This window comes from Nocardia sp. NPDC056100 (assembly GCF_042266325.1).
Taxonomy (GTDB): domain Bacteria; phylum Actinomycetota; class Actinomycetes; order Mycobacteriales; family Mycobacteriaceae; genus Nocardia.
The window spans coordinates 2,085,221-2,097,883 of the sequence record NZ_JBHJVY010000002.1; the positions used below are offsets into that span (position 1 = coordinate 2,085,221).

The following is a 12,663-nucleotide window of genomic DNA, read 5'->3' on the forward strand; positions in this document are numbered from 1 at the left end:
CATTCATCGAAACCTTATGCGGCAGTGAACGTCTACGGCCACAGCTGGTACTGGAATTGCCAATAGTGGCGTTCGTGCTGGTCGTTACGGAACTGTGCCCCGATATGCAAGAGGTCTGATTGCGGCGATGAGGAAAAAGGGGGAGCAGGGGAACGGGCGGAGGGTGTACATCAATGGAGTTGGGTGCGGGTGGTGGTGAGTGTGCGGATGGTTCCGTGGGGTGAATGTTGGTTGTAGGCAGGTAGCCGGTGGTTCGGTTACCTGCCTACATCAGTTCGTTGCGGGTGCGTTCACGCTTGGTGGAGGACGGGATCGCCGGAGGGGCAGGTGATTTGGATCGACGGATTCAGATCGACGGGCAGGATATGGAGCATTGTGTATCCGGCGAGGTAGAACGCGACGAAAATGCCGAGGTAGATCGCGGTGTACCGCAGAATCGCGAGTGCAGTGGGCATGGGTGTGACCTTTCGATGAAGGGTGGTGCCCAGTCCGCCGCAGGAGTGGCACCACGGCGGACTGGAGTACATGGGGTGGACGGTCAGGCGGCGCGCTGGCGTGGGCGGGGTGTGCCCACGCCGATCCAGACCAGGCACTGCGTGCAGAGGCTGTCGGTATTGACGGCGGTGATTCGGGTGCAGGCATCGCAGCGGCCGGTGCGTTGACCCGCGCCCAGGACTGGGCCGGGTCGTCGTGGCGGGCGCTGTGCCGGTGCGAGTGGGGGTTGTGGGTCGGGCTCGTCGCCGCCGGGAAGGTGTGCGGTGGTGAGGAATTCGTCGATGAGGGCGATCAGCCACCGTGGTGCTCGGCGGCGTACGTCGGCGAGTAGGCCGCGCGCGGCGTGCGGGTAGACGTGCGCGAAGTATCCGCAGTAGGCGCGGGCGAGGTCGCGCGCGGTGAATCCGGCGGGCAGCGGTGGCAGGCCGGGGCGATCGTCACTGCGGCATATATCGCACAGGCCGTCGTCGCTGCGGAATTGTCCTGCGCGGGTGTGGATGAGGTGTTGGTCGGTATCGCTGCGTTCGATGAAGCAGCACACGCACCGCCATCCGCGTGCGGGGGTCATGGCGTGGTGGTCGTAGTCCAGGCCGTTGCCCTGGAAGGGAAGTGCGGTGCGCCGGTCGGTGTAGTCGCGCAGGGTGGTGCGGGCGGCCGCGCGCGCGAGGGCCGCGTCGTCACTGATGGCTGGTGTGCCGGTGAGGGCCAGGGCGTGCTGGTATTGCTCGGCGACGTAGTGCACGTAGGTGTGATTCCAGAGGGTGCGCGCGTGGTCGCTGTCGAGCGGTGGTTTGTCCCCCGGGTAGCGCGGTGTCCACGTGCCGGTTCCGGGTGCGCGCAGCAGTCCCCGGTCGCGGGCGCGCTGTTCGGCGGTGCGGGCGGTGGTGAGTTCGTGGTCGACGGTGTCGGTGTAGAGGTGCTGCAGGCAGTACTGGGTGAGGATCTCGGGTTCGGTGTCGACGGGTCGACGTTTGCCGCGTTGTGCGGCGCGGTATTTGATTTGCTCGGCCGATCGGCGGGACGCGTCGGTGGCGCGGCTGGGTGCGAGGTAGGTGCGCGCGGGCGGGTTGCGCCACTGGCGCATCGGGGTGCGCGCGAGTTCGGCGGTGGGCAATTGTGCGTGCTGTGCGGAGTATTCGTCGTCGAGGCTGGTGTTGTTGCGGGTCTGTATCTCGGCGAGTCGGTCGGCGCGGTCTCGCAGGTATAGGCCGGGATCGGTGTCCGGGATCAGAGCTATCAGGTGCTGTGGCTGGTTCGGATATTGCGAGGCAAGGCTTTTGAGTGCTGTGGCGAACGGGTACTGGGTGAAGGTGTGCACCAGCTGGTCGAGGAAGGCGCGCTCGTCGGGGGTGGCCAGGGCGAGCACGGCGGGGAATGCGCGGCGTGCGGCGCGGCGGTCGGTGGTGAAGGTGAGATCGAGTGTGGCGATGGCGTCGAGGAAGGCGCTGTGTTCGGTCACGGATTGTCCTGTCTGGGCGATGGATCGGCGCGCATCCGGCGCGTGAGCAACTCGACAGCCGGGATGGCGGGCTGGTCGGTGCGACCAGCCGAGGGCGTCCGACCGGGCCGGGCGCGCGGCGCGGGCGCAGAACACGCCGGGCGTGCGGGAGCGACTATCGGTGCGCGCGCACCGTGATCGGCGGGTCACCGAACACGCTCGCGCGCACCGATAGTCGATTGCGCCGGGCGTGGGCTGTGTGGCGCGGCGCGGTCGGTCCGGTAGCCCTCGTCGATGGCTGGTCGTGCGGACCAGCCATCACGGCGACCCTTTCCCTGCCGACCCGGCGAGCGAGGGTCGGGGGAGAGGTCAGAAGGTGGGTTCGGCCGGATCGGCGGCAGCCGGTGCGGTGTCGTCATGCACGGCGTGCCCACGAGATCCGTTGCTCGCGCCGCTCCGCGGACCGAATCCGCCGTGGGTGGGGGTGTTTCGTCGCACTGTCGCGGTGGCGTTGAGCAGTGATGGGCCGACTTCGATGACGTCGAGTTCGATGACCGAGCGTTTATCACCCTCGCGGGTCTGGTAGGTGCGCTGCCTGAGTCGGCCCGAGGCGATGACGCGCGCACCGCGGCGCAGACTTTCGGCGACGTTCTCCGCGGCCTGACGCCAGATCGAGCAGCGCAGGAACAGTGCGTCGCCGTCGCGCCATTGCCCGGTCGCGCGGTCGAAGTAGCGGGGTGTGGAGGCGACGGTGAAATTCGCGACCGCCTCGCCCGCCGGGGTGAACCGGAGTTCGGGGTCGCCCGTGAGATTTCCGATGACGGTGTAGCCCTGGGTCATGGAGGGCTCCTTCTCGAGGATGTGGTCTGGAACCGCTGGCGTATCGAGCACGGCCGATGGCGGTTCCGGAGGTGCTATTCGATGTGTGAATCTCGTTCTGCGACGGCGATATCGATGCGCGGTTCGGTGGCGGATCGGATCCGGAATCGCGCAGCGGGCGTGGGCATCCGCGCGATGGGGTCAGGATGGCGGCCACTGTGCTGCGGCTGCCATGCGATGACGATCAGAGCGTGGTACGCCGATGTTGGAACCGAGTCCGGCACCGGCTCGGCCATATCCCGTCGCGGTGTGGTGTGCGAGCGGGGCGATTTGGTCTGACTGCTCGATCGCATGGGATGCTATCGGCTTGATTGATCCGATAGTGGCCAAGTCGATGGTTGAGGCAACAGAGCAGTTGAGCGGGGCGATAGCCCGCGGTGCAGAAGCCGCTGAGCGGAACATTCGTAAGTTTCCCGATGCTGTTCGTCCGGGTATGCCCCGATACCGCGGCACTGACCGGGATGGTGCTCATGCGGTGGATTCCGCGGTCGAGCGAGTATCCGGCGGCGCAGGAATGGAACCTCCGGGCGCGGGCGTTGCCGGATTCGGACCGAACGACGAGCCGCTCCGTCCGCTGGCGCATCTCAAGCCGTCCTCCGAGTGCCGGACGGACTATGAAACGAACCGGGCACAGCATTGGTCGCGCTTTGCCGAGGATCGTGGGCTCACCCTCGATGAGTTCATCGCCCAGGCCGACGATCATGCGGCCGCACTTGTGCGCGACAGTTATGTCTGTACGAGGGTGTCCGGTCCGACGTTGCAAAAGGTGCTCGACAGTGGGGAGATCAAGTCATTCTTCGACACAGGTAAGACCAGCATCTTCGACCATCAGTTGCAGGAGTATGTTCCCTCGCACAAGGCGCTTTTCGGATATGGTGCCGATCTGCCGCCGGAGGGTCGCCCGATCTATGGGTACCTCACACGCGACCCGTTGGGGCGCGATCTATACGGTGGTCATTTGTCCGGCTATGGCACGGCCGCAGTGGTTTTCAAGCCGCAGATCGCCGAGCGGACGACGATTACGCTCAATGACTCGTTAGCCGTCGCAACACACAGTGACGAGATGAAGGTGGGCATGTCGCTTGCCGATCCGCTGACGAACCCGACCTCGAATATGTTCAGGCGTAACGAGAATCCGTTCACGTACCAGACGCCGGAAAGCGTCAATCCGTATATCGAGGCCCAGATCCATCGACTGACCTCCACACCGTCTGGCACTGAGTTATCGCCGCTGCGGGCTGATTCGATCGATCGTGTGACTTTCCTGTCGGGCAGGTCGGAGTATCCGTCGGAACTTTTCGACACTCTCGACTCGCAGGGAATCCCGTATTCGTTCGCTCAGGACCCGCCGGCGGCGGCGCCCGTCGATGTCGAGATTGATTTCGTCTGACGAACTGACAAGGGGTCGATCCACGTCTGGGGCGGTGTCGGAGTTCTAGTCGGTGGATGAATCCTGTGCTGCGACACCGATATCGATGCGCAGTTCGGTGGCGGACTCGATCCCGGCCTCGCACAGTCGGCGCAGCCGATGCGGTGGCATAGCGGTCGAGAGCGCCAGGTCGAGCAATTGCGCCATGCGGTGATCGGGATCCGAGGCCAGTGCGGTGTCCAGGGCGATTCCGGCGAGCCCGCCATCGCCGTGCAGGTAGGCGCTGAAGGCCAGCAGCATGGCGGCTTCGGCGCGGTCGGGATCGGGCAGTGCCCGGGTCAGGATGGTCCACAACTGGTGGGCGCGATGCGCATGCTCGCCGTCGGCGACGCCGAACATGGCTTCGCGGACCGCCGAATCGCGCAGTGCCACAGCGACGTCGGCCAGCGCCCGTGGGGTGGGCACCTCAAGGGTGGAGGTGTGCGCGATGGTCTGCATCACCTGCCAGAGCGCTTGGCGCGAATAGGCGCTCGGATCGCCGATCTGCACCGCGCGCACGAACCGGCGATGGGCCTGCGCGGCCGCATCGTCGAGCACCGCGGTGACGGTGTGCCGCAACGCGTGATCGACGTCGAGGAGCTCGATGAGGTCGGTGCGCGTTGCGTGGATCGGCCGGCCCGCGGCGGTGTATTCGGCGGCGATGCGGGAGGCCGTGGGGTCGGGCAGATATCCGTACTGCTCGGGCGTGGCCTCGCTCCACCATTCGGTGTGCGCGGCGAGGGCGCGCGTGCACCATGCCCCTGCCAATGCGAGGTCTACCGACTGCAATTGGGTCCGCAGGGTCTGCAGCGCCGATCGGCACCGCGCGTCGGCGGCATCGGTATGCGCTGGCCGCGACAGGCGGTCATCCACCAGGACCGCCAGTACGGCATGGGCGTCCATGCGGGCGCACATATCCGCGGCGTACTGCGCGATGTCGTCATCGGACAGGCGATGGTCCTGCAGCGGTGACTCCATCCGCACAAGGAACTGGACCACAGCGCTGCCCTCGACCTCGGGGTGGTGTGTGACGAACAACAGCACCAGTGAGCGGATCGGAGTGAAGCCGAGCATGGCGGGCACCGCCGCGATGAGGTCGGCGGGATCGTGAATGTGTATGGACACAGGCATGGCAAGCCTCCTGGGGTGGGAAGTGGCTCGGGCAGAGCCGAAGTGGGATGCGGGCGTGCGGGTCGGCACGGAATGCGCAGGTGCGTTGCGCGCGCGGGCGCGGTGGGCGAACACGGTGAGGTCCGCGCCGCTGCCGTGGCGCGAATAAGGCGCAGAAGGCGCGGGAGCGTGTACCGGAAATGCGAGGTGGACTCGGTGCGAGTCCGGAGTACGGCGATGCCCGGCCGGTATCGTGGTGTGTGCGAGGGACTGACCGGTTGTCGCACCGTGTCAGGAGCAACTCGTCATGACCGAAGACATGCCCCCGCGCCGTTCGCGCGGGCGCAATAGTTCACCGGAGCTCATTGCACGCCTGCAACGCTCACGTCAGCGCAGCCTCGCGCGCCGCGCCGCCGAGGCCGAACGGGAAAAGAACATCACCGCCGCGGTGGGGGAGTACCTCGACGCATGGAACGCGATAGTCCGCATCGAGCAGCGCCGCGATGGCGAGGTGGCGGGACTACGCGAACAGATCGAGAGCGTGATCGCCCATGCGGCAACCGAAGTCGCCGACCACGAAAGCACCCAAGCCTCGGCCGCCGTGGCTATCCGCGCTCAGGTGCACACCGATGCCGACGTCGCCGACGTGCTCGAGATCAGCCGTGCCCGTGTGCGTCAGCTGCTCGGGCACCATCGGGTAGCCGAGGCAAGTACCGCACATGGTGCGACATCAGCGGCGACGGCCGCCGCACAATCGCCCGTGGCCACCGGTGATCTCGTGGCTCGAACCATCGATGCGGATGAGAGGGATGAGGGGGATGAGGGGTCTGCGCGCACGTCCGCCAAGGCGGCACGTGCCGCGGCAGACCGTGATCAGATCATTGACCCCGGGTCAGGCGAGTGATCTGCATAGCGGCGGCCACCGCATCGAGAATCGTCGGCTCGGACATCGGCGCGCCCTGCACTCTGCGCAGCCGCACCATCGGCAGATTGCGCAGGGCGACACCGTATCCGGAATTGCTGGATTGCTCGCCGTCCTCGTGCACGATCCGGTAGTCCCGTGCGTCGATCAATACCGAGTACCACGCATCGGCGGGCTTGCCCGCCCGGACCGCTTCCTCGGAGTCGGGGCCGAGCGCCGCCCAGTGGCGACACTCGCATGCGGTGTCCTGACATGGTGTGATGCGCGCGGCGACGGCATTGGATCGGTAGGTGGGCATGCGTCCTGCTGTAGGAACTCCCTTGAGTTTACTTCGCGCCACCGAAGGTGCTGGTGGCGCATCCGGCCAGGTCTTTGACGGTTTAGCCTCGATGAACAAATTTGTGCTGTTTCGTCGAGATCCTCGACGCCCGCGTGGTATCTCTGACAGATAGTCGTTCTTGCAGAGCTGACGGTCCAATGACACTCGCGGCGGTGCGGTCATTGGGCGCGCCTCGGTTTCTGCGAACCCCGCAAGAGACCGAGGATTTCGAGCAGGACTTGGTGGACCAGTACCTGCTCGCGGGCCTCGGGGCTGGGAACAGCGACGGGGTGCTTGCGGCCGATCGGGCCGTGCTCGTGGAGTTCTTCCGCGGCTATGGGCAGCCGATCTGGACCGCGCGGCCAGAGTCTGCAGATGCGTTCCTCGTGGCTCAACGCAGTGACGGAAGAGCTCGAACAACGGTCTACCGCAAAGCGGTTGCGCTCGGGCAGTTCTTCGACTTTCTGATCACGCGCTACCAGGCTGATATTCATCGTCTGACCGGGCATGTCGTGATCCAGCCGATCGATGAAATCAATCGGCCGCCTAAGGCCGACTACGAGGCGCCGCGCATCCCGCCGTCGACCGGGGAGGTCGATGTCCTGTTCGCGGGGTGGCGTGAAAGCCTCACCTACGCAAGGAAATTCCTTCCTGCGGCGCGCGACTACATGGCGGCATCGCTGTAGCGCAGGGTCGGATTGAGGATCACCGAAACGGTCATGCTCGACATTCGCGACGTCGCAACTCTGACAACGGGAGCCTGTACTTCACGCCCCTGGCGTTGCCCCCTGGCGTTGCTCGGCCAGAATTGATCTGCCGCCGAGGAGTTTCCGTAGCTCCGTCTTCTTGCCCTCCGCGTTCGCGAAGCGATCAGGGAAGACACGCGGAGTGTGCCGCCACTGCTGATCACTTGCTCGGACGGAGACCCCGCCGCAGCCTGGCATGGAGGAACTACTGCTCCACAGCTGGCCGATTTAACCAGCGCCGACGGGTGCTAGTTCACCATTAGCTCATCGAACTCGGCGACCAACCGGTCCGTGCTTTCTCCAGGCTCGCCAGCCCATTTAACCAACTTCAGTTTCGACTGGAGCGAACTCGCCGCCACGTGGCACTGCGTATCAAACCCAGACGAGCACACGATGAGCGCACCAGTGTCTGGGAGATTCATCACCTGCCCGAGCAACCACATGGCGCCGAGAATTTCTTGCAGCTGCCTCTGGTTCATCGGTCTCGTAAGCAACTTCACCTCGATGAAAGCGGTGCGGTCCTTGGATTGCGCAACGACATCCGGAAGTCCGCTGAGTCCGTGTCGAGGCGGGTCCAAAGAGATAGCTTCGTTCTTCTTATCGACATGCGAGCGAAGCACTCTGACAACGGATCTCTCGAAATCCATTGGACTGACGGGTGATACGGCCAGAGCGCGCACGAAGTGGCGGTCACCGATGTCAATCGAAACGAAGTCCAGGCTCCGTGAGAATGGGCTCTGAGCCGTCCGCACCAGGCTCCGGAGGCCATGTGCTTCCGCGGGTACCAGCAACACATCATCCAACTGGACGGAAACGGCTCCCTCGGACGAAACATGTTGAATCGTCTTCAGGACGGCAAGATGCGAGACATCTTCCGGAATTCCGAGCACGAGTAACCATTGTTCCGACGCTTCGTCCAGTGCCAATACTGCGGACGCGATGGCAACACCGCTCGACTTGAGCGCTGGCAGCAACCGTAAGGCGTCTTCATACAGATCGTCTACCACTGCTTTTGGATCCACTGGAGCACCCCACTTCCACTGTCTTCGACGGCTGTGACCATGTCCCTTGCCAACTGCTCGGGGTGGGTTTCGTAACGGCTGGATTCGCTCCAGACCTTCACGATTGTCCAATATCTGTCTAAAGTACTGTCACGGCCACGTTCCTGCGTGAATTTCGTTTGGAGATCAGCGAGCTTGAACAGCTCGTCGAGCTTGTGTGTGTAGACCTTGTTCATCAGATCCTTGTCCGGAATCTGATACTTGGCGAAATCCTTCGAAATGACCGCCTTCAGTCCGCATTCCACAGCGTAGCCAGCGAGATAGTAAGCGCCGGACCATTGTTGGGCCGCGAGTAGTGCCTTCGCCTCGTCCAAGCGCCGCTGCGCCACTGTGCACATGTCCTCGCTCATACTGAGCTACCCTCACCGCCTTGAATCGCAACAGCATTGACGTTCAGCAAGCGAGCCTACAGGGGAGATTCCCAAGGGTTCGGCCAGTAGAGGCGGGTCGGTAAGCGTCAGTTCTGAGTGAGTCGGATTTTGGGGGCGATCTCGACTGTGTCGCTCCTGGCGGCGGGCGATCGTGGCCAGGTTTGCGTGGGTCCAGGATAGAGCGGGTACAGGTCCACGGGGTCCTACACGAGAGTGTCCGCGAACAAAAGCGCCATGTCGTCGGGGCCGTACTGCTCGGCATCTCTGGTCGCCGCAGCGAACGAGCCGGTGCCACCGGCCATTTGAACGATTCTCCGCATGGCAGGCTTCAGGCAGCGAGGTCCTTCGCATGGTCAGATCCCCGATCTGACGCGTGCTCAGTACGTCGGTTGTCGAACCCAGACGCCGAATGCCCTGTCGAAGAACGACTTGCCCTCCGGTTCACTAGAATGGCCACTTCGGAATTGGTGAACTGACGGGGGACCAGCATCGGGCACGCACGGATGGAATACGCGGCGCATTCGGGATGCACACCGGGCTCGGGACCCACCCCGCGCAGCCAATCCTGCGGCCGGACAAAGACGATGACTCGGTTGCCCGGACCCTCGCCGTCGCCGAGATTTTCGCCGCAGACCTGACACAGGCGCAGCGTCAGGACCAGTGCGTACCGATGGGGATCGATCGCGCCCCAGACCGGTGCGAGGCGTCCACGGTGACACAGCGTCAGATACGGGATGGTCAAACCCTGGGCGGTGGGCTTGTCGTGCAGGCGCGCGGGAATGGGTGGACGGGACGAATTCGACGACGGTACATCGGAATTCATGGTTCTCCTCGGATCCCTGATCGCTTCGCGGGCACAGGTGCCTGAGAAGCGGTGTGATCTCCGGTGATCGGTCGAGCGGCCAAACTCACGGTGATCGATTGCGTTGGCAGGGGTGGCGATTCGACGCGGAGATGAACGGCCGCGACCCGTGCGCCAGGAGTGGGCGAATGTGCGAGCCAGGGACCGAACAATGCGGGATCGACTGCGGGCAGCGCTGATTCGATCCAAGAGATCAGCGCGGCCGCGTCGCGGATCACCATCGGTGACGCCCGGTGCGCCGATTGAGATTGTGTACCGGGACGACGATCGGTGCGGTGGGAGCGTTCGCGATGGTGGATCGAGCCAGGATCGCTTCGTAGCCGCCCGCGGCCCAGGTCCCGTCGGCGATGACGAACCGGCCGGTGGACGACAGCTCGACGGGCATGAGGCACCAGCTGATGCCCGTGTCGCCCAGGAGAGCGAAATCGTGTTCCTCCCAGCTGATTTCGCTGGTGCCGTCGTCGCGCAGGCGTACGACTTGGGTGGCGGGTTCGATCGAGACCAGCGCCATACAGGGCACTGGGGAGGTGGCGGTGGTGGTCGGGGTGATGTCGGTGAAGGACTTCACCGCTGAGCCGGCAGGTGGGGCGGTGGCGAAACGCGCGCGGTAGCCGATGATCACGACCTCGGTGGCGGGTGGCGCGGGTGCGGTGTCGCGGTGACGAGGGTGCACACGCAACCGGGCGGCATGGGCGTTCATCTCGCCGCTCCTCGAGCCGGATGCGAGATAGGTCGGCGCGTTGACAACAGCGGGGTGAGTGGGTGCATGGCGTAGCGCGGAGAAGGGGTCATGAGAGGTGGTCCTTATCTGTCGGGACTCCGCCGCGGTGACGTGCGGCGGAGCTGTGTGGTGCAGGTCAGGCGACGTCGGAGAAGCTCAGGTCGCCGTATCGGTCGGTGCCGGTGAGGAAGTCGCATTCGCAGTGCGGGAATTCGCGCCAGCAGTGGTCGCAGAATCCGCAGGCGGTGCAGTGCGGTCCGAGGCGTTCGTCATCGACGTGGCCGCAGCAATCGCAGTAGTCGGTGAAGTACTCGCCGGGGCGGGCTGGGCTCGGGGAGTGGCGCCACAGGTGGGAGAGGTTGGAGTACCAGATGCCCTCGTGGGACCAGTAGCCGTGGTGTTCGTTGAACAGATACGCGGAGTGTTTGTAGCGTGGATCGACGGTCAACAGGACCATCTTGTCCCCGGCGAGCCAGGCTTCGAGTCGCGCGCGCCCGGCCCAGGAGTCCAGCGGCCCGAACGGCTCGTGCGGGAGGAAGTCCTCGGCGGCGACGCGGGTGTCCGAGCGCGGATCGTCGAGCTGCGGGTGCACGATCTCGGGCAGAATTCCGTTGTGCGCCAGCACTGTTCGCGCATCGCCGCCGACGGCGAAGGGGTGGCAGTTCTGGTCGTTGATGATCCCGTGGGTGGCCAGGCGAGAGTGGAAGAGTGCCGGTTGATCGGCGAAGCGCGCTCGGGTGACGGCGAATTCGGTGATCACCGCCTCGGCGTCGAGTCCCCGACCCACCACGATGCGGTCATCGGCCACGACCGCGTACCCGTGCCCGTGCGGATTGGCTGCCGCGCCATCGCGCAGCGCGTCCAGGTCCGGGGTGATGCCGGGCTTGTAGAAGCTCAGGATGCACATTGCAGGGCCTCCATTTCCGCCAGCAGCGGCAGGTAGATCGGGTGCCGGCGCACCCAGGTGACGAAGGCGGTCCATTCCCAGCCGCGGCGTGTGGCCACATCGCCCGAGGTGAGGGTGCGGGTGTACTCCACCGAGGCGGCCACGAAGGCCAAGGCGGCCTGAACCTGTTGCGGGTCCAGGGAACTGGCGAAGATGCGCACTTCCAAGGTGTCGCGCGGGCAGACGTTGATCGCGTGGTAGCGCCCGTAGCCGAAGCGGTCGCCCTTGGCGAAGTGGGCGATTTCGGCGCGCATATCGGGGTCGAAGCTGGCCCATTCATCGCTGCTGCGTCGTGCCAGGCGGGTGGCCCAGGATTCGTTGCGGTAGATGAATTTCATCCAGCGATACACATGGGCGGGGGAGGTGAATCCCTCCCGGGAGACGTGGACGTGGATCCCGACGCCATCGTCGATATAGGCTCCGCGGCTTCGCATTTCCCGCAACACCGGCCACGGGAAGTGCTCGAGCGCCCAGTCGTAGCTCATCGGGTGGGTGACGAGTTCGAATCCGTTGCCGTAGCCGATGGATCCGTCTTCTTTGAGATAGCCCAGGCCGCGCAGCTGGCTCAGAGCGGCATCGACGCAGTCTTCCAGCGCGTGACCGGAGGTTTTGAGTTCGAGTTCCAAGCCGAGATAGACCGGGCCCGCGCCATGGAATACGGGGTCGGGTTTGTAGGAGTGGTCGAAGACGCGGTCGTCGTGGTCGTCGATAGCGCAGTGCGAGCAGTAGGTTCCGCAGTTGGTGAGGTGATCGCATTCCGCGCATTCGCGGTAGTCGTCCTCGCAGTCGACGCAGACCTGCTCGCCGTTGTCGACGTGACGCACCGAGCGGGCCAGCAGGCGGCAGTCCGAGCAGCGCCAGTAGCGCAGATCGGCGCAGCGATCACATGCCATACCGTCATCGATGGTGGGGGAGCCGGAGGGGGTGTAGCGCTGGCACTGTTCGCATTCGAACCATGCCCGCACACACTGGCGGCACAGTGATCGATCATCGACGGTGCTGTGGACCTCGTCGGCGCGGTCGCCGCAGCCTTCGCAGCGCGGTAGGTCCTCGCAGGCCGAGCACAAGGGCTCGCCGCCGTGATCAGGTGGGGGTTCGGGTACGTGGGCCGCGCATGAATGGCAGAGGACTTGTGCCGCAGTCGATCCGGATCTGGATGTGGGCATGAGTATGCCTTTCTGATGAGGAAAGGGGTCGGGACCCGCTGTCGGTGGGCGGACAGCGGGGGAGGTGAGGTGCGGACCGCGCGGGTGTTCGGCGCAGCGCCGCGAGGCTCGCGGGACATCCCCGTGAGCCGAATATGTTGTGCAGGTGAGGAATCGGGCCGAACACGCCTCTGGACTGCGGGTGCGTTCGGCCCGTGACGAATCGCCGGTGGGTAGGTC

General features: G+C 64.9%; 14 protein-coding genes. 3 read left to right on the forward strand and 11 right to left on the reverse strand.

Annotation, left to right across the window (positions count from 1 at the left end):
- Positions 1–290 precede the first annotated feature (290 nt).
- From ACFC0O_RS22075 to ACFC0O_RS22085, 3 genes are all read right to left on the reverse strand, one after another.
- Positions 291–455 (reverse strand): hypothetical protein, encoded by a 165-nt coding sequence (locus ACFC0O_RS22075; protein WP_375960645.1) that lies wholly within the window; start codon positions 453–455, stop codon positions 291–293.
- An 83-nt stretch (positions 456–538) separates the two neighbouring features.
- Positions 539–1,954: a hypothetical protein gene (locus ACFC0O_RS22080; protein ID WP_375960647.1), complete on the reverse strand. Its 1,416-nt coding sequence runs from the start codon at positions 1,952–1,954 to the stop codon at positions 539–541.
- 348 nt (positions 1,955–2,302) lie between these two features.
- Positions 2,303–2,773, reverse strand: coding sequence for a single-stranded DNA-binding protein (locus ACFC0O_RS22085; RefSeq protein WP_375960649.1), 471 nt, complete (start codon positions 2,771–2,773; stop codon positions 2,303–2,305).
- 346 nt (positions 2,774–3,119) lie between these two features.
- On the opposite strand from ACFC0O_RS22085, the gene ACFC0O_RS22090 reads away from it, so the two are divergent.
- Positions 3,120–4,202, forward strand: a complete 1,083-nt coding sequence (locus tag ACFC0O_RS22090) for a hypothetical protein (protein WP_375960651.1) — start codon at positions 3,120–3,122, stop codon at positions 4,200–4,202.
- Positions 4,203–4,247: 45 nt separating this feature from the next.
- Here the strand turns inward: ACFC0O_RS22090 and ACFC0O_RS22095 are convergent, their stop codons facing one another.
- On the reverse strand, positions 4,248–5,351 hold the full coding sequence (locus tag ACFC0O_RS22095) for a DUF4192 domain-containing protein (protein WP_375960653.1): 1,104 nt from the start codon (positions 5,349–5,351) through the stop codon (positions 4,248–4,250).
- 286 nt (positions 5,352–5,637) lie between these two features.
- On the opposite strand from ACFC0O_RS22095, the gene ACFC0O_RS22100 reads away from it, so the two are divergent.
- The gene (locus ACFC0O_RS22100; protein ID WP_375960655.1) at positions 5,638–6,234 is read left to right on the forward strand and encodes a hypothetical protein; all 597 of its coding nucleotides are present in this window, start codon (positions 5,638–5,640) and stop codon (positions 6,232–6,234) included.
- Here the strand turns inward: ACFC0O_RS22100 and ACFC0O_RS22105 are convergent.
- Complete coding sequence (locus ACFC0O_RS22105) at positions 6,209–6,550, reverse strand: hypothetical protein (protein ID WP_375960657.1); 342 nt, start codon at positions 6,548–6,550, stop codon at positions 6,209–6,211. The two genes, ACFC0O_RS22100 and ACFC0O_RS22105, sit on opposite strands and share 26 nt — an antisense overlap.
- A 179-nt stretch (positions 6,551–6,729) precedes the next feature.
- Between ACFC0O_RS22105 and ACFC0O_RS22110 the strand changes: the two genes are divergently transcribed.
- Positions 6,730–7,257: a hypothetical protein gene (locus tag ACFC0O_RS22110; protein ID WP_375960659.1), complete on the forward strand. Its 528-nt coding sequence runs from the start codon at positions 6,730–6,732 to the stop codon at positions 7,255–7,257.
- A gap of 308 nt (positions 7,258–7,565) precedes the next feature.
- Here the strand turns inward: ACFC0O_RS22110 and ACFC0O_RS22115 are convergent, their stop codons facing one another.
- From ACFC0O_RS22115 to ACFC0O_RS22140, 6 genes are all read right to left on the reverse strand, one after another.
- Positions 7,566–8,324 (reverse strand): hypothetical protein, encoded by a 759-nt coding sequence (locus tag ACFC0O_RS22115; protein ID WP_375960661.1) that lies wholly within the window; start codon positions 8,322–8,324, stop codon positions 7,566–7,568.
- Positions 8,318–8,728 (reverse strand): hypothetical protein, encoded by a 411-nt coding sequence (locus tag ACFC0O_RS22120; RefSeq protein ID WP_375960663.1) that lies wholly within the window; start codon positions 8,726–8,728, stop codon positions 8,318–8,320. Before ACFC0O_RS22120 ends, ACFC0O_RS22115 begins: the two co-directional genes overlap by 7 nt.
- Positions 8,729–9,077: 349 nt before the next feature.
- On the reverse strand, positions 9,078–9,572 hold the full coding sequence (locus tag ACFC0O_RS22125; protein WP_375960665.1) for a hypothetical protein: 495 nt from the start codon (positions 9,570–9,572) through the stop codon (positions 9,078–9,080).
- Positions 9,573–9,825: 253 nt separating this feature from the next.
- The gene (locus ACFC0O_RS22130) at positions 9,826–10,311 is read right to left on the reverse strand and encodes a hypothetical protein (RefSeq protein ID WP_375960667.1); all 486 of its coding nucleotides are present in this window, start codon (positions 10,309–10,311) and stop codon (positions 9,826–9,828) included.
- A gap of 157 nt (positions 10,312–10,468) precedes the next feature.
- Positions 10,469–11,239, reverse strand: coding sequence for a class II glutamine amidotransferase (locus ACFC0O_RS22135; protein WP_375960669.1), 771 nt, complete (start codon positions 11,237–11,239; stop codon positions 10,469–10,471).
- Positions 11,227–12,243, reverse strand: a complete 1,017-nt coding sequence (locus ACFC0O_RS22140; RefSeq protein ID WP_375960671.1) for an amidoligase family protein — start codon at positions 12,241–12,243, stop codon at positions 11,227–11,229. Before ACFC0O_RS22140 ends, ACFC0O_RS22135 begins: the two co-directional genes overlap by 13 nt.
- Positions 12,244–12,663: the final 420 nt, after the last annotated feature.